The sequence below is a fragment of the Roseovarius maritimus genome (genome assembly GCF_043355895.2).
In the GTDB taxonomy this organism is placed as follows: Bacteria; Pseudomonadota; Alphaproteobacteria; order Rhodobacterales; family Rhodobacteraceae; genus Roseovarius; species Roseovarius maritimus.
Map to the genome: position 1 here is coordinate 393212 of NZ_JBHFPF020000002.1, position 20735 is coordinate 413946.

Annotated in this window: 20 protein-coding genes, 1 tRNA gene and 1 other RNA gene; 11 read left to right on the forward strand and 11 right to left on the reverse strand. The window is 63.8% G+C overall.

Going from position 1 to position 20735, the window contains the following annotated elements:
• The first annotated feature begins 200 nt into the window (after positions 1-200).
• Positions 201-2111: a cation:proton antiporter domain-containing protein gene (locus tag ACEWPM_RS06760; RefSeq protein WP_393961666.1), complete on the forward strand. Its 1911-nt coding sequence runs from the start codon at positions 201-203 to the stop codon at positions 2109-2111.
• 20 nt (positions 2112-2131) lie between these two features.
• Here ACEWPM_RS06760 and cobT read toward each other — a convergent pair whose 3' ends face one another.
• Positions 2132-3148: a nicotinate-nucleotide--dimethylbenzimidazole phosphoribosyltransferase gene (cobT, locus tag ACEWPM_RS06765; RefSeq protein ID WP_393961667.1), complete on the reverse strand. Its 1017-nt coding sequence runs from the start codon at positions 3146-3148 to the stop codon at positions 2132-2134.
• Between the two features lie 84 nt (positions 3149-3232).
• Between cobT and cobS the strand changes: the two genes are divergently transcribed.
• Positions 3233-3988, forward strand: a complete 756-nt coding sequence (cobS, locus tag ACEWPM_RS06770) for an adenosylcobinamide-GDP ribazoletransferase (RefSeq protein WP_393961668.1) — start codon at positions 3233-3235, stop codon at positions 3986-3988.
• 62 nt (positions 3989-4050) lie between these two features.
• Here cobS and ACEWPM_RS06775 read toward each other — a convergent pair whose 3' ends face one another.
• From ACEWPM_RS06775 to ACEWPM_RS06795, 5 genes are all read right to left on the reverse strand, one after another.
• Positions 4051-4560: a CarD family transcriptional regulator gene (locus ACEWPM_RS06775; RefSeq protein ID WP_393961669.1), complete on the reverse strand. Its 510-nt coding sequence runs from the start codon at positions 4558-4560 to the stop codon at positions 4051-4053.
• A gap of 306 nt (positions 4561-4866) precedes the next feature.
• Positions 4867-5205, reverse strand: coding sequence for a ferredoxin FdxA (gene fdxA, locus ACEWPM_RS06780; protein ID WP_393961670.1), 339 nt, complete (start codon positions 5203-5205; stop codon positions 4867-4869).
• Positions 5206-5254: 49 nt separating this feature from the next.
• Positions 5255-5662, reverse strand: a complete 408-nt coding sequence (locus tag ACEWPM_RS06785) for an RNA-binding S4 domain-containing protein (RefSeq protein ID WP_393961671.1) — start codon at positions 5660-5662, stop codon at positions 5255-5257.
• On the reverse strand, positions 5659-8526 hold the full coding sequence (locus ACEWPM_RS06790) for a helicase-related protein (protein ID WP_393961672.1): 2868 nt from the start codon (positions 8524-8526) through the stop codon (positions 5659-5661). Before ACEWPM_RS06790 ends, ACEWPM_RS06785 begins: the two co-directional genes overlap by 4 nt.
• Before the next feature lie 30 nt (positions 8527-8556).
• A complete protein-coding gene (locus tag ACEWPM_RS06795) occupies positions 8557-9117 on the reverse strand; it encodes a tetratricopeptide repeat protein (RefSeq protein WP_393961673.1) in 561 nt (186 codons plus the stop codon).
• An 81-nt stretch (positions 9118-9198) separates the two neighbouring features.
• Between ACEWPM_RS06795 and ACEWPM_RS06800 the strand changes: the two genes are divergently transcribed.
• Both ACEWPM_RS06800 and ACEWPM_RS06805 read left to right on the forward strand, forming a co-directional pair.
• Positions 9199-9489 (forward strand): SCP2 sterol-binding domain-containing protein, encoded by a 291-nt coding sequence (locus tag ACEWPM_RS06800; RefSeq protein ID WP_393961674.1) that lies wholly within the window; start codon positions 9199-9201, stop codon positions 9487-9489.
• Positions 9489-10424: an alpha/beta hydrolase gene (locus ACEWPM_RS06805; RefSeq protein ID WP_393961675.1), complete on the forward strand. Its 936-nt coding sequence runs from the start codon at positions 9489-9491 to the stop codon at positions 10422-10424. Before ACEWPM_RS06800 ends, ACEWPM_RS06805 begins: the two co-directional genes overlap by 1 nt.
• On the opposite strand, the gene ACEWPM_RS06810 is transcribed toward ACEWPM_RS06805, so the two are convergent.
• Complete coding sequence (locus ACEWPM_RS06810) at positions 10421-11251, reverse strand: fumarylacetoacetate hydrolase family protein (RefSeq protein WP_393961676.1); 831 nt, start codon at positions 11249-11251, stop codon at positions 10421-10423. The two genes, ACEWPM_RS06805 and ACEWPM_RS06810, sit on opposite strands and share 4 nt — an antisense overlap.
• A gap of 66 nt (positions 11252-11317) precedes the next feature.
• Here ACEWPM_RS06810 and ACEWPM_RS06815 point away from each other — a divergent pair, with 66 nt between their 5' ends.
• The 3 genes from ACEWPM_RS06815 to ACEWPM_RS06825 all read left to right on the forward strand — a co-directional run bounded on the left by ACEWPM_RS06815 (position 11318) and on the right by ACEWPM_RS06825 (position 15829).
• Positions 11318-12349, forward strand: coding sequence for a ligase-associated DNA damage response exonuclease (locus ACEWPM_RS06815; protein ID WP_393961678.1), 1032 nt, complete (start codon positions 11318-11320; stop codon positions 12347-12349).
• Positions 12346-13938: an ATP-dependent DNA ligase gene (locus tag ACEWPM_RS06820; protein ID WP_393961679.1), complete on the forward strand. Its 1593-nt coding sequence runs from the start codon at positions 12346-12348 to the stop codon at positions 13936-13938. Before ACEWPM_RS06815 ends, ACEWPM_RS06820 begins: the two co-directional genes overlap by 4 nt.
• 70 nt (positions 13939-14008) lie before the next feature.
• A complete protein-coding gene (locus ACEWPM_RS06825; protein WP_393961680.1) occupies positions 14009-15829 on the forward strand; it encodes a M3 family oligoendopeptidase in 1821 nt (606 codons plus the stop codon).
• An 11-nt stretch (positions 15830-15840) separates the two neighbouring features.
• On the opposite strand, the gene ACEWPM_RS06830 is transcribed toward ACEWPM_RS06825, so the two are convergent.
• Positions 15841-17148 (reverse strand): isoprenylcysteine carboxylmethyltransferase family protein, encoded by a 1308-nt coding sequence (locus tag ACEWPM_RS06830; protein WP_393961681.1) that lies wholly within the window; start codon positions 17146-17148, stop codon positions 15841-15843.
• Between the two features lie 658 nt (positions 17149-17806).
• Here ACEWPM_RS06830 and ACEWPM_RS06835 point away from each other — a divergent pair.
• Positions 17807-18142, forward strand: a complete 336-nt coding sequence (locus tag ACEWPM_RS06835; protein WP_393961682.1) for a hypothetical protein — start codon at positions 17807-17809, stop codon at positions 18140-18142.
• A gap of 24 nt (positions 18143-18166) precedes the next feature.
• Here ACEWPM_RS06835 and ssrS read toward each other — a convergent pair.
• Positions 18167-18322, reverse strand: a non-coding RNA gene (ssrS, locus tag ACEWPM_RS19795) — 6S RNA.
• A gap of 77 nt (positions 18323-18399) precedes the next feature.
• On the opposite strand from ssrS, the gene ACEWPM_RS06840 reads away from it, so the two are divergent.
• Complete coding sequence (locus ACEWPM_RS06840) at positions 18400-18843, forward strand: MmcB family DNA repair protein (RefSeq protein WP_393961683.1); 444 nt, start codon at positions 18400-18402, stop codon at positions 18841-18843.
• 7 nt (positions 18844-18850) lie between these two features.
• Here the strand turns inward: ACEWPM_RS06840 and ACEWPM_RS06845 are convergent, their stop codons facing one another.
• Positions 18851-19033 carry a DUF6324 family protein gene (locus tag ACEWPM_RS06845; RefSeq protein ID WP_393931307.1) on the reverse strand — a complete coding sequence of 61 codons (183 nt, stop codon included), beginning with the start codon at positions 19031-19033 and terminating at the stop codon, positions 18851-18853.
• A gap of 161 nt (positions 19034-19194) precedes the next feature.
• Here ACEWPM_RS06845 and ACEWPM_RS06850 point away from each other — a divergent pair.
• Positions 19195-19271: transfer RNA gene (locus ACEWPM_RS06850), tRNA-His, on the forward strand.
• Between the two features lie 8 nt (positions 19272-19279).
• Here the strand turns inward: ACEWPM_RS06850 and ACEWPM_RS06855 are convergent.
• Entirely contained in the window at positions 19280-19591 is a 312-nt protein-coding gene (locus ACEWPM_RS06855; RefSeq protein WP_393961684.1) for a DUF6476 family protein, read from the reverse strand.
• Here ACEWPM_RS06855 and ACEWPM_RS06860 point away from each other — a divergent pair.
• A complete protein-coding gene (locus ACEWPM_RS06860; RefSeq protein ID WP_393961685.1) occupies positions 19590-20639 on the forward strand; it encodes a pseudouridine synthase in 1050 nt (349 codons plus the stop codon). The two genes, ACEWPM_RS06855 and ACEWPM_RS06860, sit on opposite strands and share 2 nt — an antisense overlap.
• Positions 20640-20735: the final 96 nt, after the last annotated feature.

The following is a 20735-nucleotide window of genomic DNA, read 5'->3' on the forward strand; positions in this document are numbered from 1 at the left end:
TAAATGGACAAGGATCCTGTGTAAACGGCCATGCGCCCTCCGCTTGGCCGTTGCGACATTTCGTTCTGCCTTTATGCTTGGAGGTCAAACCCGCCGGGCAAAGGCCGCAAGCGCCGCGTCACGGCGCTCTGCGCACCCGTTTTCAACCGCGACGACCGCCGTCTTCGTCGCGGTAGTCCGTTCCCCCCAAGGAGACCGCGATGGACGCCTTTCTCTTCCAGGCCTCGATCTATCTGGCCGCCGCCGTGATCGCAGTTCCCATAGCGGCGCGGTTGGGTCTCGGATCGGTGCTGGGGTACTTGGCGGCGGGCATCCTGATAGGTCCGGTCGCGGGGCTTGTCGGGCAGGAAACGGCGGAGTTGCAGCATTTCGCCGAATTCGGCGTCGTGATGATGCTGTTCCTCATCGGCCTCGAGCTGGAGCCGCGCGCGCTATGGGACATGCGCCACCGCCTTCTGGGCCTTGGCGGGATGCAGGTGGTGCTGACCACACTCGTCATCATGCTGGGGACCATGGCACTGGGACATGACTGGAGTGTCAGTCTGGCCGTCGGCCTGATCTTTGCGCTCTCCTCGACCGCGATCGTGCTACAAACCCTTTCGGAAAAAGGCCTGATGCAGACGAAGGGTGGGCGCTCGGCCTTTTCCGTGCTGCTGACGCAGGATATCTCGGTCATCCCGATGCTGGCGCTGCTGCCGCTTCTTGCGATGCGCAAGACGCCAGAGACCGTTTTGGAGGGCACCCTGCAGCGCCCGATGGGCGGCACGGCCGAACACCTGGCCACGGGCGCCCATAACGATAGCAGCCTGTCGTTGGTTGCAGGACTGCCGGGCTGGGGTGTCACGCTTGTCACGCTCGGCGTGGTCGGCGCGATCATCGTTTCGGGGGTCTACCTGACGCGGCCCGTTTTCCGCTATATACACGCCGCGCGCCTGCGCGAGATGTATACCGCCCTTGCCCTGCTGATCGTCTGTGGCATCAGCTTCTTGATGTATCTGATCGGCCTCTCGCCCGCGCTTGGCGCCTTCCTTGCCGGCGTCGTCCTGGCCAACAGCGAATTTCGTCACGAGCTGGAAAGCGATATCGAGCCGTTCAAGGGCCTGCTTCTGGGCCTCTTCTTCATCACCGTGGGCGCGGGCATCAACTTCGCGCTGCTCTTTGGCGCACCGTTTCTGATCGTCGGTCTTGCGCTGATGGTGATCGTGCTCAAGGGCGCAATTCTCTATGTCCTTGGGCGCATGTTCGATCTGCGCGGGCGCAATCTGTGGCTTTTCACCCTGTCGCTGGCGCAGGCGGGCGAATTCGGCTTCGTGCTCATTTCCTTCTCGGGTCAGCAGAATGTCTTGCCCGCGGACATGACCGAAACGCTGCTGCTGGTGGTTGCCATGTCCATGCTGATCACGCCGCTTCTCTTCATCCTCTATGACTGGCTCTCGAGCCATATGGATGAGGCCGCCGAGGCCGCCGAGCCGGATGACGTGGACGAGCAGGCCCGCATTATCATCGTCGGCATCGGGCGGTTCGGGCAGATCGTCAATCGCCTCGTGCGCTCTTCGGGCTACGAGACGGTCGTGCTCGATCACGATCTGGGAGCGATCCAGCGGATGCGCCGCTTTGGCGTCAAGGGCTTCTTTGGCGATCCGACCCGCCCCGAGATGCTGCACGCGGCGGGTCTGCGCGAGGCCAAGATACTGGTCGCAGCGCTGGACGATCCTGACGCAGCCGTGCGGCTGGTGACCTTCGCCCGGCGCGAGCGGCCCGATCTGCACATCATCGCGCGGGCGCGCGACCGCAACCACGTTTTTCGCCTCTATCAGGCGGGCGCCAATGACATCGTGCGCGAGATGTTCGATGCCTCCCTGCGTGCCGGTCGATACGTACTTGAGAACATGGGACTATCCGAATTCGAGGCCGCCGAGCTGGAGGATATGTTCTACCACCATGACCGCAATTCAGTGCGCGAACTGGCCTCACTCTGGGATCCGGATGTACCCACGGTCGAGAACGAGGAATACCTCGCCCGCGCCCGCGAGCTGGAGCGCGAGCTGGAGACGATGCTGCTGTCACAGCTGGAGGAATCGGACGACGACACGCCGCGAAAAAGCGCCTGACCGGCGAGCATCAGCAGCTGTCAGCCGCCGCTGACGCCCGCCTCATCGAAGGTCGCCATGCCCGAATGGCAAGCCAGCGCGCCCTGCAGGATGGCGATGGCCAGCGCCGCGCCCGATCCCTCGCCCAGCCGCATACCCAGCGACAATAGCGGCGCCTTGCCCAAGCGCGCCAGAAGACGGGGATGCCCTGCCTCGGCGCTGACATGGCCCGCCACGCAGTGATCCAGCGCGCCGGGCGCCTCGGCCTCTAGGCAGGCGGCAGCGGCGCAACAGATAAACCCGTCGAGGATCACCGGGAGGCGCATGTGCCGCGCCCGCAGGATGGCCCCCGCCAAAGCCGCCAACTCGCGTCCGCCCAGTGCGCGCAGCACCTCCAGCGGTCTATCTCGCATCGCATCATGCCGTGCGACGCCCGCCGCCACCACGCGCGCCTTGAGCGAGACCTCATCGGGCCCAAGTCCCGTGCCGCGGCCCGTCCAGTCGGCAGCCTCCCCGCCATAGAGCGCGGTCGCGATGGCGGAGGCCGAGGTGGTATTGCCGATGCCCATCTCACCCGTCACCAGAACGTCGGCACCCGGATCCACGGCGTCCCAGCCGGCGCGGATAGCAGCCATGAAGCTCGCCTCGTCCATCGCCGGACCTTGCGTGAAATCGGCGGTCGGATTGCCCAGTTCCAGCGGAACAACGTGCATTTTTGCCCCGAACTGGTGTGCCAGTTGGTTGATCGCCGCCCCGCCCGCCTTGAAGTTCGCCACCATCTGCACCGTCACCTCGGGCGGGAAAGCGGACACACCCTGCGCGGTGACACCGTGATTTCCGGCAAATACAATGACCTGCGGCGCACGGATCTGCGCCCGCGCATCGCCGCGCCAGCCGCAGTACCAAGCCGCGAGTTCCTCAAGGCGGCCTAGCGCGCCGGGCGGTTTGGTGAGGCTGGCATCACGGGCGCGTGCAGCGTCAAGCGCCGCCTCATCCGGCTCGGGCAGATCCTTCAGGCGCGCCGCCAGATCCGTCATGCTGTGCATTTCCGCGTTCATCCCGCTGGCCCCCGTTGCATAAGCGTTTGGCGTCGGTGTATCGCAGAGGGGCTGAATGTGGCATCCCCAAAAAGGTCCGATCCGATGCGGAAAAACGACGGCATGACGCCCTATCTGAACGATTTTCGCGCAGCGATGGCCCTGTTGACCCGCCTGCCGCTGCCGGACGCCCCGATGCGCGGCGCCAAGGCGGCATGGGCCTATCCTCTGGTGGGCGCGCTGGTGGGCCTCGTCGCGGGGTTGCTCGGGCTGATTGCGCATTGGTGCGGCCTGCCTTCGGCGCTGGCCGCCCTCACGGCCCTTGCGGCGCAGGTGATCGTCACGGGTGCGATGCACGAGGACGGGCTGGCCGATACGGTCGACGGGTTCTGGGGCGGCTGGACGCGCGCCAAGCGGCTGGAGATCATGAAAGACAGCCATGTCGGCGTGTTTGGCGTCATCGCGCTGATCCTGTCGCTCAGCGCCCGCTGGGCGGCGCTTTGGCTGTTGTTTCAACTGGATGAGGGCTGGACCCTGGCAGCCATCATCACCGCCGGCGCGGTATCACGCGCGGCCATCCCGGCCATGATGTGGGCCCTGCCCCATGCGCGCGACGCGGGGCTATCACATGGCACGGGCCGCCCGGATGCGCGCCTCTGCGGCGCGGCGGCGGGGCTGGCCGCGCTGATCGCTCTGATGCTTGTAGGCTGGTCGGCCTTCGGTGTTCTGATCTGGGCCGCACTGGTGACCTTCGCCTTGGCGTGGGTCACGCGGGACAAGATCGGCGGCCAGACGGGCGACACGCTGGGCGCGGCGCAGCAACTGGCCGAAATCGCCGTGCTGCTGTCGATCTTGGCCTGATACGGCATGAAAAAGGCCGCAACCCATGGAGGGATGCGGCCTTTTACACAATTTAGCGGCTATCAGGCCGCCCGCGACACCAGAACATCTCCAACCTGGCGCGCCGCTTCGACCTCGCCATCGCCGCTGACAGCTGCGACTTCGCGGGTCAGACGCTCAAGCGCGGCCTCGTACAGCTGACGCTCGGAATAGCTCTGCTCGCGCTGGTCATCGGTGCGGTGCAGGTCGCGCACGACCTCGGCAATGGCGATCAGATCGCCCGAGTTGATCTTCTGCTCGTATTCCTGCGCGCGGCGCGACCACATGGCCTTCTTGGCCTTGGCTTTGCCCTTGAGCGTCGTCATCGCCTTCGAGACGATATCGGGACTCGAGAGCGAGCGCATGCCGATCTCGGTCGCCTTGTGCGTAGGCACGCGCAGGGTCATCTTGTCCTTCTCAAAGTTGATGACAAAGAGTTCCAGTTCGATCCCCGCGATCTCTTGGCTTTCGATCGAGACGATCTTGCCCACGCCATGCGCGGGATAGACGACAAAATCATTCGGGCTGAAGTCGGGCTTTTTGGCTTTGCTCATTCAAAACTTCCTTTCCTGCTGGCCCGAATGTCATCGACAAATCACATGCGGCCCGGCGCGGCGCCGGTGGGGCATGTCACACTGTCTTGGCACAGGAAAATCCACACCCAAGCAGTAGCAGGGGAGAGTGGATATCGGGCATGGCGTTACATCTGAGATACTTATACCACGAATCGCCGCGCTGCGGAAGGGCGCGCATCGTATCCCGGCACACAAGCCCGTGACGCAGCGCAATCACGCGGCAACCTTCGGCATCAACAGCCTCAGGGATTACCGAATTTGGCATGGCGCCGTGCGCGATGGGTCTCAGCCACCCTCGCCCGGCGCTTCGGAGAAATATTTCTCCAATTTATCGCTTTCGCCGTCGCGCTCCTGCGCCTCGGGCAACTCGTCCTTCTTGGTGACGATCACGGGCCAAAGCTCGGCGTATTTGCGGTTGAACTCCACCCATTTTTCCATGTCCGGCTCGGTATCCGGGCGGATCGCGTCCGCCGGGCATTCCGGCTCGCAGACGCCGCAATCGATGCACTCGTCCGGGTGGATGACCAGCATGTTCTCACCCTCGTAAAAGCAGTCGACAGGGCACACCTCAACGCAGTCGGTGTATTTGCAGGCGATGCAGGCATCGTTGACGATATAGGTCATGTCGGCCTCTTGAGAGTGGGTCGGGCGACAGATAATCCAGCCTCTTCGATCATTCAAGCGCCCCGGGCGGATTGAAGTCCAGTTTGCGTCGGTCCTTCTTGGTGGGGCGCCCTTTTCCCTCGTATCGCGGGTTGGGCGAAACAGGTGTTTCGCCTTTCGGCTCAGGGGCTGGCGTCAGATCGTCATAGAGGGTTTGCGCCTCAGCCGCCGGGCCGCGCCGCAGGCCCGGCGCGATGATGCATACAACGCGTATCTGCCGGGCCTGGGCAAATGTCAGAACGTCGCCGGGCCGCACCAACTGCGCCGGTTTTCCAGCCCGGTTTCCGTTGACGCGCACATGACCAGACTTGACGACGGCTGCGGCTAATCCGCGCGTCTTGAAGAAACGCGCCTGCCAGAGCCATTTGTCGAGGCGAATCCTTCCCGCCTCGGCAGTCTCACCGGCGGGTGTCGTCACTTGTCTTTCTTGAAGCCCATGAGGGCTGCGGCAAAGGGATTGTCCGGGTCGATCTTGTCCTTCTTGGGCGCAGGCTTGGCCTCGAAGCTCTTCGCGCCCGCATTGCCGGGCTTGCCGCCCCGGTCGCCGCCCCGATCGCCGCCCTTGGGCTTGCCTTTGCCACGCGGCTTGCCGCGCCCCTCTTGCGGTTTGCCGCGACCGCCCCCGTCTCGCGCGCCAGCGGGCGGGCCGCTGCGGCGGGCGCGTCCGGCCCAAGTGAAGGTATAATAAACCTCGGGCTCGGCCGAGGGCGCGATGGGATCGGCAGGCGTGCCGGGGGCGACCTCGGTCTCGCTCATCTCGGGGATGTCGGCGGACACCTCTGTCTGCTCCTCGGGCGTTTCGGCCACCGGGGCGATGCCTTCGGCTTCGATATTCTCGACCATATCGCCAGCTGTCTCGGCCTCGGGCTCGACGCCCGGAGCCTCTCCCATAATCTGATCTACGGGCTTGACCTTGGCACGCTCGCCGCGCTCGGCCTTGTAGCCAAGGCCTTCCATCAGGTCCGCGAACTGCTCCAGCGTCATGCCGGTGATCGACAGCATGTCCGCTTTGGCCTCGAACCCGCCGCGGCTATCCTCGGCGCGCAGCATGTCGGCCAGACGCTCCAGCATGTCGATGCGAATGGCGCGCGCCCCAGCGGCGCGATAGCCAGCCATTGTATAGTAGCCTTGCGGCATCTTGGCGGCGGGTACGGTGACAAGGCCCGGAGGCGGCGCCTCGGGGAATTCGTCCATGCCATTGGCAAGGCCCCAAAGCACCAGGCGCAGGCGCGTGGGTGCGGGCTTCAAAAGCAACGGCATGAAGATGGTGAACTGACCAAAGCGCACACCATGCTTGCGCAGAGCGCCGCGCGCGTCCTGCTCCAGCGATTTGACCTCATCGGCCACGTCACCCCGCGGAATGATCCCCATCGTTTCGACCATGCGAAAGCCGAAGCCGCGCGCGAGGCCGGTCAGCGTCTCGTCCCGGCTGATGTTCAAGAGCGGCTCGAACAGCGTCGCTACCTTGCGGTCAATGAAATGCTGCAAGCGCCGCTCGACCTTCTGCGCGACATCGGGGCCAGCCTCGTCATCAACAAAGGCTTTAACGCTGGGCTTCATCGGGTCCGAGCCGGCGATAAGCTTGCCCACGGCATCCTTGCCCCACATGAGGCCGCCCTGCTCGGTGAAATCGATCTCTGTATCGGGCGCATTGTAGAAACGATCGGCGCGCAGGTTGAAGTGTGGCGCAAGCGCCTGCAGGCTGGCCTGGCCCAGCGTCTTGGCCTCTTGCCCTGACGCCGTCTTGTCCTGCACAAAGCGGAACCCGTCCAGACGGCCGACGAATTCGCCTTCGACCGTCACTTCACCAGTATCGTTAACCTCTGCCACGATGGCTTCCTTCTGCTTGAGCCGGCGCAAGAGCACGGATGTGCGCCGATCCACAAATCTTTGCGTCAACGCCCCATGCAGCGCGTCCGACAATCGGTCTTCTACAGCGCGCGTCGCCTCGCGCCAATGCGTTTCGTCATCCACCCAGCCTTTTCGCTGTGCGACGTATGTCCATGTGCGGATATACGCCAGACGTTTCGACAACGTGTCAATGTCGCCATCGGTTCGGTCGATGCGATTGATTTGTCGCGCCAGCCAGTCATCGGGGATGCGGCCCCACTCATGCAGATCGCAATATATGGTTTCCAGGAGGCTCGCATGCTCGGCTTGGCTGATACCGCGAAAATCGGGGATGCGGCAGACGTCCCACAGCAGTTTCACCGCTGCGCCACCGATTGCGCGGGCCTGCACATCGGGGATTCCCGACAAGGTGCGCAGTGCGGTCAGGTCATCCGCCTCGCGGGCGCGGACCAGAATATCATGCTCGGGCTTGGCTTCGAGCGAGGCGATGAGCGCGCCAGTCGAGCCCATCTGCAGCGCGGCGTTGCGCCACTCCAGCTTGCGGATGGGGGCAAAGCGGTGCTCCATGATCGCCTCGGCCACGTCCGGCGTCAGTTCGGGCGCCTCGCCGGTGACGCCGAATGTACCATGCCTCATCCCCCGCCCCGCCCGGCCTGCGATCTGGGCCAACTCGTTCGGCATGAGCTGCCGCATGCGCCGCCCGTCGAACTTGGTCAGCGAGGAAAACGCGACATGGTCGATATCGAGATTGAGGCCCATTCCGATGGCATCCGTCGCCACCAGATAGTCCACATCGCCGTTTTGATACATCTCCACCTGCGCGTTGCGCGTGCGCGGTGACAAAGCGCCCATCACCACGGCCGCGCCACCCTTCTGGCGGCGGAGCACCTCGGCGATGGCGTATACATTATCCACCGAAAACCCGACGATTGCGCTACGCGGTGGCATCTTACTTATCTTTTTCGAACCTGAATACACCAGATCCGACATCCGGCTGCGCGGCACGAATTCCGCCTCAGGGATCAGCTGCGCGATCATGCTGCGCATCGTTCCGGCGCCCAGGAACTGCGTCTCGCGCAAGCCGCGCATCCGCAAAAGACGGTCGGTAAAGACATGCCCCCGCTCGGGATCGGCGCAAAGCTGGATCTCGTCCACCGCGACGAAGTCTGCGCCGATGCCCTCGGGCATCGCCTCGACCGTGCAGACCCAATACTTGACGCGCGGCGGCACGATCCGCTCTTCGCCGGTGACCAGCGCCACCACCGACGGGCCGCGCGCGCGCACGATCTTGTCATAGACCTCGCGCGCAAGCAGGCGCAGCGGCAGGCCGATGACGCCCGTGGGATAGCCCAACATCCGCTCGATCGCGAAATGCGTCTTGCCGGTATTGGTAGGGCCCAGAACCGCAAGGATCCGTGCGTTGTCGGCCATGGGCCTCGTCTCCGGTGGTTCAGGATTGCGTCAGAGATCAGCGCCCTGGGTTTCGGCGTCGATCCGGGCCATGTTGGCCTCGGTATCATCGAAATGCGGGTGGATCTCGGCCACGCGGGCATAGGCCTCGCGGGCAAGGACGGGCTGGCCGATCTCTTCCAGCAGCGCGCCAAGGCTGTAGATCGCGGCGAAATTGCGCGGGTCGAGCGCCAGCGCCCGCTCCAGATCCGCCATCGCGGGGCCAATCAGGTCAGCGTGGGCAAACGCGACCGAGCGTGCGTGCCAGCCTTCGGAAAAATCCGGGGCATGATCGGTGAGCGCGCTCAAAAGTTCGATGGCAAGGCCGGTATCGCCCGCCGACAGCGCATCGCGCCCACGTTTGAGCAGCAGGTTCATCGCGGGCGAGCCGGATTTTGACAGCTCCAGCCGAATCTCCCGGCCCAGCCGCACGGCCTCGCGCGCCGGCGCGGTTTTCAAATCTTCATACATGCCATCAAGCCGCGCGGTATCCTGCGCCTGCGCACTCAAAGGCGCGGCCAGCGCCAGACACAGCGCGAGGGCAGGATTGAGATTGATGCGAAGAGCGCCCATAACAGGTCCAAGTTTAGCGCCACTGGCGGGAAAGCAAACCCCCTGCAAGAGCGCGGTACATCAAAAAGGCGGGAGCGGCGAATGAGCGACAGGGTAAACGAGGCGGTCGAGGCGCTGAACGCGCGCCTTACCGGCGAGCCGATGGACGGCTCGGCCAAGTTCGTCGTTACCGGCGAGGGCGCGATCATCATCGACGGGGCCGGGGCGCGCGCCTCGGATGCGGCCGCGGATGTGACACTGACTGCACCGGCGGATATCTTTCTGGCCATCGTGGAGGGCGATCTGGACCCGGCCAGCGCATTCATGAGCGGCAAGCTGGATGTCGAGGGCGACATGAGCGTCGCGATGCAGCTGGGCCGGGTTCTGGGCTGATGAAGGAGGCGCCGCTGCTGGAGGATATCGCGGACGGCCCGCCGGGCGGCCGCGCGGTCTGGGCCACGGCGGCAGATGGCGTGCGTATCAGGGTGGCGCACTGGCCGCGTGAGGAGGCATGCGGCACGGTGCTGCTCTTTCCGGGGCGGACGGAATTTATTGAGAAATACGGGCCTGCGGCGCGGGATCTGGGCGCACGTGGCTATGGCGTGGCGGCGATAGACTGGCGCGGACAGGGGCTTTCGGACCGGCTGACAGGGGACACGCTGACCGGCCATGTCGGCAGCTTTGCCGAGTACGGCCATGACGTGGCCGCAATGGCCGGCATCGCCGAGGCGCTGGACCTGCCGCGCCCGTGGCACCTTCTGGCGCATTCCATGGGCGGCGCGATTGGCTTGCGTGCCGTAATGGAGGGCCTGCCCGTTGCCACCTGCGCCTTTACCGCGCCGATGTGGGGTATTCGCCTGCGCGCGGCGCTGCGGCCAGTGGCCTGGTCGCTGGGCTGGGCCAGCGGGCATATCGGCCTCGGCACTCGCTATGCGCCCAGCACCGGGCCGGACAGCTATGTGCTGAGCGCGCCGTTCGAGACAAATGACCTGACCCGCGACGCCGAAATGCTTGAACAGATGCGCGCACAGCTGACCTCCCATCCCGAACTGGCGCTTGGCGGGCCCAGCCTCCGTTGGCTCTTTGCCGCGCTGCACGAGTGCCGCCGCCTTCACGCGCTGCCCTCGCCCGCGCTGCCGTGCCTCACCTTTCTGGGCTCCGAAGAGCGCATCGTCGACACGGCCCGCATCGAGGCGCGCATCGCCCGCTGGCCCGAGGCCCGGCTGGAGCGGCTGGAGGGCGCGCTGCACGAGCCAATGATGGACCGGCCCGAGACGCGCGAGGCGATATGGACCATGCTCGACGCATTCTGGCGTGCGCGCGCCTAGCGGTCCTGCCGCACCTCCTGCCGCTGCGCGCCGAGACCGGCGATGGAGAGCGTCATCACATCCCCCTCGCGCAAGTATCGAGGCGGTTTCATCCCCATGCCCACCCCCGGCGGCGTGCCGGTGGCGATGATATCACCCGGGTGCAGCGTCATCATCTGGCTAAGATACGAGATCACCCCGGCCACGCCGAAGATCATCGAGGCCGTGCTGCCGCGCTGCGCAGGCTCGCCGTTGAGATCCAGCACCATATCCAGCGCCTGCACATCGCCCAACTCCTCAGGCGTGACCAGCCAGGGGCCGATGGGGCCGAAGCTGTCGCAGCTCTTGCCCTTGGTCCATTGCCCGCCCCGCTCGGCCTGAAACGCGCGCTCCGACACATCGTTGACGATGGTATAGCCCGCGACATGGCCCAGCGCGCCCTCCTCGCTGACGTATTTCGCGCGCCGCCCGATCACGATGCCCAGTTCGACCTCCCAATCGGATTTCTCCGACCCGCGCGGCATGTAGACCGGATCGTTCGGCCCCGTAATGGACGAGGTCGCCTTCATGAAGACAATCGGCTCCTTCGGCGGCTCAAGCCCCACCTCGGCGGCGTGGTCATAATAATTCAGCCCGATTCCGATCAGCTTGCCCACACCGCCCACGGGCGGGCCAAGGCGCGGCGCACCGGCCACTTGGGGCAACGTATCCACATCCACCTGCGGCAGCGCGGCCAGCACATCGCCCGCGATGTCCTCTACCACGCCCGACAGATCGCGCAGCTCGCCCGCGCTATCCAGAACGCCCGGCCGCTCGGCCCCCGCCTCGCCATATCGCACGAATTTCATATCCAGCTCCCTTGCCTGCTTCGGCGGCAGACTAGACACCCCACCACTCTGTGCAAGAGGCTGGCAATGATCGCGGCGCAACCTATCCTTCCTTTCATGGTGCTGACCTTCAAACCCGAGGGCATTTATTGCCCAGCAGGCGACTTCTACATCGACCCGTGGCGTCCGGTTGACCGCGCATTGATCACCCATGGCCACGCCGATCACGCGCGTCCGGGGCACCGGCGCTACCTTGCCACCGATATCGCCGGGCCTGTCATGCGCCACCGCCTCGGGCAGATTGACCTCGATTCGATAAAGTACGGTGAATCCCGCACCATCGGCGGCGCCAAAGTCTCCTTCCATCCCGCCGGGCACATTCCCGGCTCGGCTCAGATCCGGGTTGAGGTGGGGGGTGAGATCTGGGTCGTTTCCGGCGACTACAAGACGGTGCCCGATGCGCTCTCAACCCCATTCGAGAGCGTGAGATGCCACAGCTTCATCACCGAATGCACCTTCGGCCTGCCGGTCTTCGAGTGGCCGTACGAGGCCGAGGCCGCGCGGCAGATCAACGACTGGTGGGCCGCCAACGCCGCCGAAGGAAAGTTCAGCCTGCTGGGCGCCTATTCGCTGGGCAAGGCTCAGCGGGTCATGAGCCTACTCAACCCCGAGATCGCACCGATCCTGACCCATGGTGCGGTCGAAAACACGAATGCCATCCTGCGGGACCAAGGCTTCGATCTACCCGCCACGACCTACGTCACGCCGGACCTCGCGCCCAAGGATTACTCCGGCGCCATGGTCATCGCGCCCCCCGGCGCGCTGGGTAGCGATTGGGCGCGCAGGTTCCGCCCCCATGCCACCGGGTTTGCCAGCGGCTGGATGCGGATGCGCGGTGTGCGGCGACGGCGCAGCGTTGACCGGGGATTTGTCGTCTCGGACCATGCGGACTGGAACGGTCTTAACGAGGCGATCAAGGCGACGGGTGCAGAAAACATATATGCGACACACGGTTACACAGATATCTTCGCGCGATGGCTGAAGAGCGAAGGCTATAATGCCGAAGCGCTGACAACGGAGTTCACCGGCGAGGTTCTGGACGCAGAGGAGACCGAATGAAACGGTTCACCGCGCTTTATGCCACCATCGACCAGACGACGAAAACCAACACCAAGGTCGCGGCCCTCGCCGCCTATTTCGACGCCGCGCCAGAAGGGGACCGCCTCTGGACCATCGCACTTTTCTCGGGCCGCCGGCCGCGCCGCGCCATCACCACGACCAAGCTGCGCGAGTGGGCCGCCGAGCGGGCAAACGTCCCCCTCTGGCTCTTCGAGGAAAGCTATCCCATTGTCGGCGATCTGGCCGAGACGATCGCCCTCATCCTGCCGCCGCCCAGCCGCACACAGGATCGCAGCCTGACGGACTGGATAGGCTATCTGCGCGCCCTCGATGGCGCCGAAGAGGAGGCGCGCAAGACCGCCGTTCTTGACGCGTGGGACCAGATGGACGCCGCCGAGCGCCTCGTCTTCAACAAGCTGCTGACCGGCGGCTTTCGCGTCGGGATCAGCCGCAAGCTGATGACCCGTGCGCTCAGCGCCGCCACCGGCCATGACGAGGCTGAGCTGGCCCATCGCCTGATGGGTGACTGGACGCCCGACACGACAAGCTACCGCGCCCTGATCGAGGCGCCCGACCCCGAGGCTGCGCAATCGCGCCCCTATCCATTTTGCCTCGCTTATGGGCTGGAAGAGGCGCCAGAGACGCTGGGCGCGCCGGAGAACTGGCTGGCCGAGTGGAAATGGGACGGCATCCGCGGCCAGCTGATCGCGCGGGGGGCCGCGCATTTTGTCTGGTCGCGCGGCGAGGAACTGATGACCGACCGATTCCCCGAATTCGCCCAAGCCGCCGATTTCCTGCCCCCCGGCACCGTGCTGGATGGCGAGATCGTGGCTTGGGACGGCGCCGCGCCACTGCCCTTCAACGATCTGCAAAAGCGGATCGGTCGCAAGACAGTGCCGAAAAGCTTACTGAAAAGCGCGCCGGTGATCCTGTTGGCCTACGACCTGCTGGAGGAGGATGGCGAGGATCTGCGCGCCCTGCCCTTTGCCGAGCGGCGTGCGCGGATGGATGCGCTGCTGGCCAAACTGCCTGAGGACGCGCCCGTGCGCCCCTCTCCGCTCATTGAGCATGACAGCTGGGACTCTCTGGCACTTATCCGCAGCACCGCCCGCGAGAACCGCGCCGAGGGCCTCATGCTGAAATCCGCCGCCAGCCCCTATCACGCGGGGCGCAAGCGCGGCGATTGGTGGAAATGGAAGCTGGACCCGCTGACGATCGACGCGGTGATGATCTATGCACAGCAAGGTTCGGGGCGGCGCGCCAACCTCTTCACCGACTTCACCTTCGCAGTCTGGAGCGGCAATGATCTCGTGCCCTTCACCAAGGCCTATTCCGGCCTGACCGATACCGAATTTCGCAAGATCACCGCCTGGGTGCGCAAAAATACCCAAGAGCGCTTCGGACCCGTGCGGCGCGTCACGCCCGAGCACGTCTTTGAAATCGCCTTCGAGGGCATCGCCCCCTCGCCGCGTCATAAATCCGGCGTCGCCCTCAGATTTCCCCGCATGAAACGCTGGCGCCATGACAAGCCGCTGCAGGAGGCCAATACCCTGGACGACCTGCACGAGATGCTGCGCCAATACGGGTAAAATGGGCCCCTTGAGGGCGCGCCGCGCGCCGCCTATGTCTGGTGCAACGCATATTTTAGGAGCTTACCCGATGATCCATCTGTCCCAGCCCGTCCATGACGCGAACGCCAATGCAAAGGGGAAGGATCTGGGCGATCTGCCGGAATGGGATCTGAGCGATCTCTACTCTGCCCCGGATGCGCCTGAAATCAAGCGCGACATGGACTGGCTTGAGGCCGAATGCGCCGCCTTTGCCGCCGATTACGAGGGCAAGCTGGCGGATCTTGACGCCGATGGGCTGCTGAAATGCATCCACCGCGACGAGGCGATCAGCAATATTGCCGGGCGCATCATGTCCTATGCGGGCCTGCGCTATCACCAGTTGACGACGGATGCCTCGCGCACGAAGTTTCTCTCGGATGCGCAGGAAAAAATTACCAACTTCACCACCCCACTGGTGTTCTTCACGCTTGAGCTGAACAAGTTGGACGAGGATCACCTGTCATCCCTTCTGGCGCAGAATGCCGATCTGGCGCGCTACAAGCCCGTGCTGGACCGCATTCGCGCAATGAAGCCCTATCAGCTATCCGATGAGATGGAGAAGTTCCTCCACGACATGGGCGTCGTCGGCGACGCGTGGGAGCGTCTTTTTGACGAGACGATTGCCGGCCTGACCTTTGACGTCGATGGCGAGGAATTGGGCATCGAAGGGACACTGAACCTTCTGACCGAGCAAGACCGCTCCAAGCGCGAGGCAGCGAGTCGGGAGCTGGCCCGCGTTTTTGGCGAAAATATCCGGACATTCTCCCGCGTGCACAACACCTCGGCCAAGGAAAAAGAAGTGATCGACCGCTGGCGCGGCATGCCGACGGCCCAAACCGGTCGCCACCTTGCCAATGATGTCGAGCCCGAGGTGGTCGAGGCACTACGCGACGCGGTCGTCGCCGCCTACCCCAAGCTGAGCCATCGCTATTACGAGCTGAAGCGCAAATGGCTTGGTCTCGACCGGATGCAGGTCTGGGATCGCAACGCGCCTCTGCCGATGGAGCAGACCAAGATCGTCGGGTGGGACGACGCCCGCGACACGGTCATGAACGCCTATACCGAATTCGACGCGCGCATGGGCGATCTGGCGCAACCCTTTTTCGACAAAGGCTGGATCGACGCGGGGGTGAAGCCGGGCAAGGCCCCCGGTGCCTTCGCGCATCCTACGGTGACGAATGTGCACCCTTACGTGATGCTGAACTACCTCGGCAAACCGCGCGACGTGATGACGCTGGCGCATGAGCTGGGGCACGGCGTGCATCAGGTGCTGGCGGCGGATCAGGGCGAGCTTTTGTCCTCGACGCCCCTCACGCTTGCCGAGACGGCCTCGGTCTTTGGCGAGATGCTGACCTTCCGCCGGATGCTGGCAAACGCCAAATCCGACGCCGAGCGCAAGGTGATGCTGGTCGGCAAGGTCGAGGACATGATCAATACGGTCGTGCGACAGATCGCGTTCTACGATTTCGAGTGCAAGCTGCACGCCGCCCGCCGCGAGGGAGAGCTGACGCCGGACGACATCAATGCGCTCTGGATGTCCGTGCAGGCGCAGTCACTGGGACCGGCATTCGACTTCATGGACGGGTACGAGACGTTCTGGGCCTATATCCCGCATTTTGTCCACTCGCCCTTCTACGTCTATGCCTATGCCTTCGGCGACGGCCTCGTGAACGCGCTTTATGCCGTTTACGAGGAAAATCCCGAAGGCTTCCAAGATAAGTATTTCGACATGTTGCGGGCGGGTGGGTCCAAGCATCACTCCGACTTGCTGAAACCTTTCGGCCTCGATGCCAGCGATCCCAAGTTCTGGGACAAGGGCCTCAACATGATATCAGGCATGATCGACGAACTCGAGGCGATGGAGGACTGAACGCCTCCCGTCTACTCCGCTGGCACCGCCGCGCCGCCGGGCGCTGTGTCCGGCTCCAGCCCGGTGCGCCCGTCTGGCGCGACGTAGATCAGGAAAGGCAGCCGAGCGGCGACGTGGCGAAAAATGCTGCGCTGGTTCATCTCCAGAGCGTAGGCCACGTAAGCGGGATCGTCTGACAGGTGCTTCTCCTCCATGCGGCCCCGGCCGAAATAGATGCCGATAACCACGGTCAGCGCTGCGCTGGCGGTGATCGCTTCCCACTTAGTGAGCGCGGTCATGAATGGCGCGGCCGTCAGCACAAAGAACAGGCATTTGGAGGTATAATCCGGATGCTTGGTATATTTGTAAGGGCCATTCGTGATGATCCCGCGGTTGGTCAGGTTGGACCAGCGCAGGCCGAAAATGGCCGTTGCCCAGAGCCAGACGAAGAAGGACAACAGGATCAGCCCCAGCCACGGCCAGAAGAGCATCGGATGATTATGGATCACGTCGATCCAGGAGCGGTCCGGGCGGTAGTCAAAAACTCGCCCCGTCACGATTTGGTTGATCGGCTCATAGCAGACAAGCGTTACGATCCATGCCACCGGTAACGCGTTGGCCGAGCGGATATGCGCATCGAAAAGGCGCATGGTCATGGTATAGCCGACCACGACGATGACCAGTTCCATCACGATCATCACCTTTGTCAGATAGGCGGCCGCGTCTACCGGGCCGGCAAAGGCCCCGGCAATACCGCCGCTCAGGCCTGGTATGTTCATGGCGAGATAATTGAACATGACCGGAAGGAAAAATCCCTTGATCGCCCACCCCAACATGAAGTTTCGTAGATAAGCCCAGTCAGGGGAAGGATTTTGTCCCGTCACCCACGCACCCAACTGCCAATAGCCATCATGCGGCTCGACCATGCGCCGGTCCACCTCGATGAAATAGACCAAAGTCACCGGCAGCGCGGCGGGCGCCAGAATGACGATCGCCACCAGCGGGTCGACCAGCCGCCAGACAGGATAGATGCGAAACAGGCTGTGGATCACGACGAGCGCTGCAAGAAGGATGAAAAGGCCCAATAGCTTGAGGCCGACACGCCGCGGATCGCGGCGGCCGGGTGCGGACCAATCCAGACCCGTTGATGGCTGCCGGTGAATATGACGAATGCCGATCTCATAGAGCGCGACCGGTATGAGAAACGAAAAGATCAGCATCAGCGCAGCCGAGATCGACGAAGCGGCTGGATACGCGACCTGCCAGGCGATCGCTGCCCCAAGGCACGTCAAGCCGATGACGGCAGTCACGGAACTTGCGACGGATGTCTGATGGCTCATGTCTCACTCCTTGGGCAATCGGCCCAGAGTCGCGGTGCCATCACCGCGCCGGACGCTGCTGAGGTGAATTCATCAGGGCATTCTGTCCATTCTTGGGCGCGCGCTGGGCGCATGTCGGGCTTTTTCAGGAGGCGTGGGTTTTGGGTTCAACTGGCTTTGTTGCACAACTGATGTGAGGAATTCATCTCGTGACTCCCACGTGGTAGCCGGGATGCATGAGCAGACCGATAGCCCCAAACTACAAGACCAGGAGCTGGCCGGTCGCTAATCAAGTGCTCCAGCGCCGCGACTCGTTGACGTTCTGGTTCGACCGCCAGGTCGCCGTGCGCCAGGACGCCGTACGCCAAGTTTGCATCGCAGTCCTGAACGACGCCGCTGCGTTCGGCAATCTTTCACGGAATCTGGAGGATGTGTTTTTCGGGAGAAAAGAGGCCTCGACCGTCAGACGAAACAAGCAACGAAGCCTTCAAGCTTGGGATATTCGCACCCGTGCATTGTAGGCGGGTGCCGCACGTGAGCCTAAGCTTCATTTGCAACGGGGCAGTTCACCCTCTGATTCGCGACATGCGCAACACTTGTCGGCCAAATATCGCCGGGCCGCTTGTGTTGCCATGCATTCCACCTATTTTCTTAATGGAAGGTCATTGGGGGATGATACATGCCAAGATCCAGCCTCATCCGGTTCGGACGGACCTACACCCGCCACGCGGTCGCAGGTTTTGGGATGGCGGCAGCGATGGTTGCGCTGCTTTTCTGGTTCGACACCGGGCAGTTGAAGCAGATCGTGGCCTTATCCGGCGGCGTCTGGAGCGCTGCGGCAGTGATGTGGCTGACAATCGGAGCGGTCTTTGCCGGCCTGAAATGCGTGTTGGCGCGCGATGGCGGGGACAATGATGACGATCACGGGCCGCGCGGCGGCGGTGGTCACCGCAATGACCACGATGGCCGCATGATCCCCATCCGTGTCGAGGCGCGCAGCCGGAATCGCCGCTAAATGCCTTGAGGTTTGTGCGAAAGTGGCGGGCCCGCACGCAACCGTTTGGTTCCTCATTCCCGAGAGCCTGCATATACAGGTGGGCGCCGGGTAACCGGACCAGGGCCCGGACAGAGCCAGCTCCCTCGGAAGTGATTAAGGCCACTGGAATGAAACCGATCACGAGAAGGGCAGAACCCGCCACTGCGTGAGATAGGACGCATCGGGGCCTTCGACAAGGGGTTGTGGATGTTCGATCTTTGTTCATAATTGCGGCCATGCAGGAAACGTCTCTCATCCTCCGCCAGCCCGGCCAGATCCTTGCCCGTGGCGTGTGCCGCTATTTAGGCGAAATGAACTTTGCCGCGCTTGAGGAGTATGTCCCCGAGCGGGGGCGCCGTGTCGATGTCATGGCACTGGGGCCCAAGGGCGAGTTATGGGTGATCGAGTGCAAGTCGAGCCGCGCCGATTTCATGTCCGACAGCAAATGGCAGGGCTATCTGGACTGGGCCGACCGGTTTTTCTGGGCGGTAGATGCCGATTTTCCCGCCGAGATCCTGCCCGAGGAGACCGGCCTGATCCGCGCCGATGGCTATGGCGCCGAGATCATCCGCTTGGGGCCGGAAACCAAGCTGGTCGGCGCTCGGCGTACCGCCGTCACACGCAAGTTTGCCCGCGATGCGGCGCGGCGCCTGCAAGCTTGGCGTGATCCGCAGGTTTGACGCGGTATCAGGAGGCCGCGGCGCCTTTGGCGGCAGCCATGATTTCGGCCGCGATCTCTTCGGCCTCTTCGGGGGTGAAATCCATCGGAATCTCGACGCCCTGCGATTCGACATAAATTCGCACCATTCCCTGATCGGTCGGCCCGATCTGCAGATTGGCCTCGACGTCGCGTTCGCTGTTGATGCCCATGATGCGGCTCCTTTTCGTTGCGGGCGGGGATAGCCCGGCAAGCCCGGATTGACAAGGTGCGTGCCCTCTGCGGACGTGAACGGCAAGGGGCAGACAGGGGCGCATATTCACGCGCTTTTGGGTTGCAATCATGCGGCGCCGGGGCTAAATCGGCCACCAGTGCCGCCTTAGCTCAGTTGGTTAGAGCGCTTGATTGTGGATCAAGAGGTCCCCCGTTCGAGCCGGGGAGGTGGTACCACCCTCACTTCATTCGGAAATGTCGATGCGGATCGTCTGGCGCAGTTGGCCCGTGGCACGGTCATAGATCAGGATCTCGTCCGTTTCCGTAACCACGGCATACCAGTCATCGCCTTGGGTAAAGGCGGCGGGTGCGGTCCCATCCGGCAACGCAATCGCCCCCGGCAGCGTCACATCGGCACCGCGCGCGAAGCGGGTGACAAAGAGCGCGACGATCACTATGAACCCGATGATCATGGTCGCCGACAACACGGTGACCAGTACGCGCAGATATCGCACCATCGCCGGATCGACCGGCTGCATCTGGGGATCTTCATCCATGGGCTCGACCTCTTTGACCTTGCGGATCGGTATGGACCCGCCAAAGCGGCTTGACAAGGCGCTGGCGCGTGACGTGCCGGGTGATGCGGCCCTGTCGCGCACACGGTTGGCAAGGCTGATCGCAGATGGGCAGATCCGCATCAATGGCGCGGTGGTGACCGACCCGAAGGCGCGCGTGTCCGAGGATGACGAGGTGGATATCACCGTGCCGGTGGCCGAGGACACGCATATCATGCCCGAGGATATCACGCTCGATATCCTTTACGAGGACGCCGATCTGCTGGTGGTCAACAAACCTGCGGGCATGGTCGTCCACCCTGCCCCCGGCACGCCCGGCGGCACGATGGTCAATGCGCTGCTGCATCATTTCGGCGGCGATCTGTCCGGCGTCGGCGGGCAAAAGCGGCCCGGTATCGTGCACCGCATCGACAAGGACACCAGCGGCCTTCTGGTCGTCGCCAAATCCGACCCCGCGCATCACGGCCTTGCCGTTCAATTTGCCAAACACACTGCCCAGCGGCGCTACATCGCGCTCTGCCACGGCACGCCCGAGGCATCGGACCCGCGCCTGCGCGGCCTGCGCGGCGTGGATTTCGAGCCGGGCAACATCCTGCGCATCGTCTCGCACCTGGCGCGCCACCGCACGGATCGGCAAAAGCAGGCGGTCTGCTGGTCCGGCGGGCGGCATGCCGTTACCCGCGCCCGAACGCTCGAACGGTTCGGCACGCCGGCCGCTTGCGCGCTGCTGGAATGCTGGCTGGAGACGGGCCGCACGCACCAGATCCGCGTGCACATGGCCTATGCAGGTCACGGCCTGATCGGCGATCCGGTCTATGGTGCGGGCCGCAAGCTGGCGCAAAAGGCGCTCCCGCCCGCCGGGGCCGCCATGGCGCAAAGCTTTCCCCGGCAGGCGCTCCATGCCGCCAGTTTGGGCTTCACGCATCCGCTGAGCGGCGAGGAAATGCTGTTTGAGGCCCCCCTGCCCGCTGATATGACTGCTCTCATCGCCGCCCTCACGCCGGATCCCGATCCCAGCACGGTTGCGTGAGCACGATGTCACATGGCTGGCGCAAGGAACGAGCCCGGTTCATGGTAAGTTAAGTCAATGATGCGACACGCATTGAAAACGCGCGAGGCAGCGCCC

Coding starts and splice junctions, on each gene's coding strand:
- ACEWPM_RS06760 (WP_393961666.1), top strand. CDS start 201: ATGGACGCCTTTCTCTTCCAGGCCTCGATCTATCTGGCCGCCGCCGTG.
- ACEWPM_RS06790 (WP_393961672.1), bottom strand. CDS start 8,526: ATGGCCGACAACGCACGGATCCTTGCGGTTCTGGGCCCTACCAATACC.
- ACEWPM_RS06830 (WP_393961681.1), bottom strand. CDS start 17,148: ATGAGCCATCAGACATCCGTCGCAAGTTCCGTGACTGCCGTCATCGGC.
- ACEWPM_RS06800 (WP_393961674.1), top strand. CDS start 9,199: ATGAGCGACAGGGTAAACGAGGCGGTCGAGGCGCTGAACGCGCGCCTT.
- ACEWPM_RS06860 (WP_393961685.1), top strand. CDS start 19,590: ATGGGCTCGACCTCTTTGACCTTGCGGATCGGTATGGACCCGCCAAAG.
- ACEWPM_RS06840 (WP_393961683.1), top strand. CDS start 18,400: ATGCAGGAAACGTCTCTCATCCTCCGCCAGCCCGGCCAGATCCTTGCC.
- ACEWPM_RS06795 (WP_393961673.1), bottom strand. CDS start 9,117: ATGGGCGCTCTTCGCATCAATCTCAATCCTGCCCTCGCGCTGTGTCTG.
- fdxA (WP_393961670.1), bottom strand. CDS start 5,205: ATGACCTATATCGTCAACGATGCCTGCATCGCCTGCAAATACACCGAC.
- ACEWPM_RS06825 (WP_393961680.1), top strand. CDS start 14,009: ATGATCCATCTGTCCCAGCCCGTCCATGACGCGAACGCCAATGCAAAG.
- ACEWPM_RS06815 (WP_393961678.1), top strand. CDS start 11,318: ATGATCGCGGCGCAACCTATCCTTCCTTTCATGGTGCTGACCTTCAAA.
- cobS (WP_393961668.1), top strand. CDS start 3,233: ATGCGGAAAAACGACGGCATGACGCCCTATCTGAACGATTTTCGCGCA.
- ACEWPM_RS06835 (WP_393961682.1), top strand. CDS start 17,807: ATGCCAAGATCCAGCCTCATCCGGTTCGGACGGACCTACACCCGCCAC.
- ACEWPM_RS06805 (WP_393961675.1), top strand. CDS start 9,489: ATGAAGGAGGCGCCGCTGCTGGAGGATATCGCGGACGGCCCGCCGGGC.
- ACEWPM_RS06775 (WP_393961669.1), bottom strand. CDS start 4,560: ATGAGCAAAGCCAAAAAGCCCGACTTCAGCCCGAATGATTTTGTCGTC.
- ACEWPM_RS06845 (WP_393931307.1), bottom strand. CDS start 19,033: ATGGGCATCAACAGCGAACGCGACGTCGAGGCCAATCTGCAGATCGGG.
- cobT (WP_393961667.1), bottom strand. CDS start 3,148: ATGAACGCGGAAATGCACAGCATGACGGATCTGGCGGCGCGCCTGAAG.
- ACEWPM_RS06820 (WP_393961679.1), top strand. CDS start 12,346: ATGAAACGGTTCACCGCGCTTTATGCCACCATCGACCAGACGACGAAA.
- ACEWPM_RS06810 (WP_393961676.1), bottom strand. CDS start 11,251: ATGAAATTCGTGCGATATGGCGAGGCGGGGGCCGAGCGGCCGGGCGTT.
- ACEWPM_RS06855 (WP_393961684.1), bottom strand. CDS start 19,591: ATGGATGAAGATCCCCAGATGCAGCCGGTCGATCCGGCGATGGTGCGA.